Genomic DNA, 4,958 nt, shown 5'->3' on the forward strand with positions numbered 1-4,958 from the left:
CATCACAAACAGCGAGCCATTATCGGGGTTGAAGGTCATGGCATTGCCGCCGTAGGCAAAAGTTTGGGGAGGCGTATCGCCGCCGGGGAGGCGGAACGCGCCCCGGTAAACCAGGTCGGCGGGCTGCACTAAAGCCCCATCGGCCGGCGGCGAGGCAGGAGTTTTGGTGACAACAGGCAGATAGACGGTGTCGGGATAATATTCGTCGGCGCCTGCATCCGGGGCCGAGCCGTTGGGCCGGAGGTCGCCGTCAAAATCATTAGTTATGTCGGGCCGGGCCGCAGCCTGGTCTATGGCCTGGGTGGCGTCGGCCACCAGGTGTAGGTCGGCCTGGGCCGGGTTGGCAAACCAACTGCTCTGGGCCGTGACCACGTTGCCGGTGTCAATGCCGCCCGCGCCGTCCCGGTCAACCCAAATGGTCATATTGCTCAGGTTGTAGGCAAAAGTGCCCGAGGTGTCGGGATAACGGGCCTCCATGCCCCAGGTGAGACCGTTGGGGTTCAGGAGCAAGGCGGTGTTGTGGGCCACCACCCAGCCGGTGGCGTGAACCATTTCGATGACCGAATCGTGAAGTTGGCTGGCATAGATGAAGTTGTTGCGCACAATGCCGCCGGTGTGGTCGCCGGGGCCGTGGTCGGCGTTGCCAAAGGCAATACCCTGGTAGCAGTTTACCAACAGGTTGCGCTCAACCACCGTGTCGGCGGAGCCGGACCAGAATAAAATGGTCGGCGTGGCGGCGTTGCCCGGCGTGCGGATACGATACCAGTCGTTGTCGCGCACCGTCCAGCGGTGGGCGTTGTGGGCGCTGATGCCGTTGGTGTAATCTGTGGGGGCGGCGGTGGTGTATTCCAGGCGAGAACAGGCCAGCAGGCCGTCCTCGCTGCCGTCGCCCGCGGGATTGACCTTGACCAGTTGGTAGCCCGTGTCTATGAGATGCAGGTTGTACAGGGTGGGCCGGTCGCTGCCATTGACCGAAATGCCATGCTCGTCGGCGTTGCGGATGGTCAGGTTGGCGATGGTCACGTCATCGGCCTCAATGAGAATAGCGTGGGTGAACGTGCCGGTAAGCATCCCTCCACCGTCCAGGATAACGTCGGCGCGGTTGCCGGTGCTGCTGCGGATGGTGATATTGTTGTTGACCACCTGCACGACGTTGGTCAGGTTGTAAACGCCCGGCGATACCAGGATAGTGGTGCCGGGGGCGGCATTGTAGGCCCGGTCGCGTAGGTCAGCCTCGGTGGAAACGGTGACGGTGGGACCGGCGGGGGCCGGCAGGGCGGGGCAAAAGCTGTTCCGCTGGCTGGCGACATCAATGGTGGCCAACGGCTGGCCAGTCGAGTTGCTCAAGGGTGTGCGTTGAAAGACCGAACCGGCCGCGCCGGTTTGGCAGTTGATGACGCTTGACAGGAATAAAATAAAGGTAAAAAGGAAAAGTTTGTTGGTTTTCATGGCCAGTGCCTCCATAAATAATAAATTTTGTTTTGCCTTCAGGATAACACATAAACGTCCTGAGAACGTCTGCCCGGCGTCCGATAGCGTCCGATTTGGGAATCAGTGCTGAATATCATTTCGAGAGCCTGCCCTGAGCGCAGCGAATGGGCCGTAGGCCGAGAAATCGCTTTCTAAAGGTACGGTTTCGAGGAGATTTCTCCCTTCGGTCGAAATGACATATCCACGGTTGTTGCTGAAAGTAACGGTTTCAAACTAAATTCAGTATAATTCTGGCCTTGTTAATGCAGGTTAGGGGGTATAAGTAATGTCAAGGTGGGGGCGGCGGTCGGTGAGAGGATAATCGCTGGTGTCCACCCAATAGTGGGCGCCCTGGGGGGCCTGGGTAATCATCAACATCAGGCCAAAATTTTGGTCGGGGTGGATGACCCACTGCTGAACCAGGTTGGTGATGTCCAGCGAGACCCAGGTTTCGCCATGAAAAGAGTGGCTGCCCAGGGGTTGAGCGTCGTAGTCTACATTGGCGGCCAGACCGGGCTGGGACCAAGGGGTGTTAAAGGTAGCGGTATCTGCTTGCCAGGGGCGCAGCAGGCGAAAGGCAGAGACGGTAGCGGGAAGCGGCTCCGGTAAGTCTTCATTAATAAAAACATCCAGGTGTTGGTGAAAAACGGCCTGGTGAATTATGGCGTTTGGGGGAAGTTGGGCCAGGTCAAAACGGATCAAAACCCGGTCAAAGGGGTAACCAAAGTATGAAAGATGAACTTGGGCGTAAGCCGCCTTGGGCGTCCGCTCGGAGTCCTGGGGATCATAGAGCAAGTCAGGATTATCTTTATCTATCCAGGTGTCCTGGGTGACGGCCGGCCCGGAGAGGGTCAGCATTTGTTGGTTTGGGGCCAAACTTGGCCGGGGAGAGCGGGCAAGCCACAGCCCGGCGGCCAGCAAAACCAGGAGAAGTAATCCGGCTATGCCCAGCCATTTCCGGTTAATGCGGCGGCGGGTAATGGCAGGCAGGGAAACTGCCGGTTGGGGCCGGTCGAGGGTGGGGGCCGGTTTTGGTGGCAGCACAGCGGCCATTGGCAGCACGGCAGTCACTGGTGGCAGCTTCTCGCCGTTCAAGATGGCCTGGCGCAGGGCTAATGTTTCCGGCATTGGCTCTGCCTGTAGCTCGACATGCAGCATGGTCCGGCATTTTTCAAATTCGCCCAACGCGGCGGCTCGGTCGCCGGCGCGATAGTACATTTCCATCAATTCACGATACGGTTCCTCACGCAGGGTGTCGGCGGCCAGCAGTCGCCTGGCGGCGTCAATGGCTCCCGGCCAATTGCCCCGCTGCTTTTGCGCGGCGATACGTTGGGTTAAAAGTTGGAGATACCGCTGCTGCAAACGGTCGCGTTCGGCCAGCATCCAATCATCGTAAAACCCGGCTAACAGATCTCCTCGGTAAGTCTGACTGAGGTCCGTCCAAATTGTTTCCTCGGCTTCCGCCGGGTCAAATTCTTCCAATACAGCCACGTCTAGCCAATAGGTGGCGGCGGGATTCCATTGGATCGTCTGATGGGTTGTCAAAATCCAGGGAGTATCTTTGGCCGGCGCGGGGAGTTGTTTGCGCAGCAAGTGCAGGTGGCGGCGCAAGTTGGCGCGAGCCTCGGCCTCAGTCACGTCGGGCCAGAGCAAGTAGGCCAGGTGGTCGCGCAGGAGAGGCTGCTGCCGTTTTAAAAGCAGATACGCCCACAAAGCCAGCACTTTGTTGGGCGTAGGGAGAGTTAAAAGGGTATCGCCGTAAAATATTTGCGGATTACCAAATAGATGGATGCGCAGCATAATGTCCGTTCAAATTTTAATCAACCCGGAGCACGCCATCCTCAACCAGGCCCAGCAAAAGTGGCGCGCCGGGTTCAAGCCCTTGGGGCGCGGCCAGCGCAGACAGCCCTTGTTCCAGGGGTAAACCGGCTTGCCAATCCGACCAGGATTGGCCGTTGTCGCGGGAAATCAGGAGGGCGTCGCCCAGCATTACCAGAATATCCGGTTTGGCCGGATATTCCGGCGAAAGCACAATGGCGTTCACGGCCTCGGTAATAACGTCTGCCCCCAGGCGGGTCCAATGTTTACCCCGGTCAGTCGAGGTGTAGAGGCCCTGGGTTTCTGTGCCGGCAAATACTACTTCGTCTTGAGCAAAGCGGGGCGACAGGGCCAGGCTCAACACCGGCTCAAAGCCGGTGGGCAAATCCACCTCTTTCCAGGCGCGACCGCCGTTGGTGCTGCGGAAAATGCCGCTTTCGGCGCCTACGTAAAGGGTTTCGTCTTCGGCAAAATGGGGCGAGAGAGCCAGGCAGAGCACGTTCAAATCAAGCAAGCCAAAGTTCCAGGCGGCCCAGTGGCCGCCCCGGTCGGCGGAACGATAAACGCCGGCTTCCGTGGTTCCGGCCAACAGCACGCCATCCTGGACATAATTTGGCGATACGGCCAGAGCGGAAACGGGCGGCGGCGGCGAGGGCAGCATGGTGATATACCAGGTTTTACCGCCATCAAACGAGCGCAGCACGCCGCCGGGCGCGCCCACAAAAACCGTGTGATCATTGGTAAAATCTGGAGAAAGCGCAACGGCGGTGGCGGGTAGGGGTTCGGCGAGTTCTAACGAAGCCAGGGCAAAATCCCAGATTTTACCGCCATCATCGGAGCGGTATACGCCGGATAGCCGGGCCGCAAAACAAATCTGTTGTTTGGCAAAATCGGGTGACGCAGCCAGGGCATAAACAATGTCTTGGGTTGGGGCTGCCGCTAGGGGTGTGTCGGTCACGGTTAACTCCTCACTTGATGATGTCAAAAACATAGTTTACCCGTAGTATGCAAGAGACTCATAAATCTGGCAAATCTTTGATAAATTTCAGCCTCAAAGGATTTTCTTATGGGAAAAATCACTTAAAGATCAGGCTTTGCCGGAGCAACAAGATGGATTACCCCTAAAAGCCATTCCCTATTATAATCTGGCGCAAGCTCATATCTTTTTAATAGACAAGGAAAACCATTATGCCATTAATGTTTGATATGCCCTTGGAACAATTAAAGACTTACCAGGGTCGTAATCCCCGCCCGGCTGATTTTGACGCCTACTGGGACCAGGCCCTGGTCGAAATGCAGGCGCTTGACCCGCAGGTAGAGTTGATCCCGGCGGAGTTCCAGGCCCCCTTTGCCGAGTGCGCTCACCTGTACTTTACCGGCGTTGGGGGCGCGCGGGTGCATGCCCAACTCCTGCGTCCCAAAGGGGTGGTTGGCCCCCATCCGGCGGTGCTGATGTTTCATGGTTATTCTTTGAATTCCGGGGACTGGTTTGATAAGTTGGGTTACGTGGCCCTGGGTTACACCGTAGCTGCGCTGGATTGCCGGGGGCAGGGGGGCTTGTCGGAAGATACCGGCGGCGTGGGCGGCTGGACGCTCCAGGGGCACATTGTGCGCGGCCTGGCCGATGCCCCGGAGAAGATGCTCTATCGCCAGATTTTTCTGGACACGGC

General features: G+C 58.0%; 4 protein-coding genes. 1 reads left to right on the plus strand and 3 read right to left on the minus strand.

What is annotated here, in order from left to right; all coding sequences use genetic code 11:
• The 3 genes from JW953_07305 to JW953_07315 all read right to left on the minus strand — a co-directional run.
• Positions 1 to 1,449 (minus strand): right-handed parallel beta-helix repeat-containing protein (locus tag JW953_07305; GenBank protein MBN1992497.1); only part of this gene is annotated, 1,449 nt, incomplete at its 3' end.
• Positions 1,450 to 1,740: 291 nt separating this feature from the next.
• Positions 1,741 to 3,270 (minus strand): DNRLRE domain-containing protein, encoded by a 1,530-nt coding sequence (locus JW953_07310; GenBank protein MBN1992498.1) that lies wholly within the window; start codon positions 3,268 to 3,270, stop codon positions 1,741 to 1,743.
• 16 nt (positions 3,271 to 3,286) lie between these two features.
• Positions 3,287 to 4,246: a hypothetical protein gene (locus JW953_07315; GenBank protein MBN1992499.1), complete on the minus strand. Its 960-nt coding sequence runs from the start codon at positions 4,244 to 4,246 to the stop codon at positions 3,287 to 3,289.
• Between the two features lie 230 nt (positions 4,247 to 4,476).
• On the opposite strand from JW953_07315, the gene JW953_07320 reads away from it, so the two are divergent.
• Positions 4,477 to 4,958 (plus strand): acetylxylan esterase (locus JW953_07320; GenBank protein ID MBN1992500.1); only part of this gene is annotated, 482 nt, incomplete at its 3' end.

It is taken from the genome of Anaerolineae bacterium (assembly GCA_016931895.1).
Taxonomy (GTDB): domain Bacteria; phylum Chloroflexota; class Anaerolineae; order 4572-78; family J111; genus JAFGNV01.

What these genes read in the sequence shown, in the direction of transcription:
- JW953_07310 (MBN1992498.1), bottom strand. Translation starts at nt 3,270, where the DNA reads ATGCTGCGCATCCATCTATTTGGTAATCCGCAAATATTTTACGGCGAT.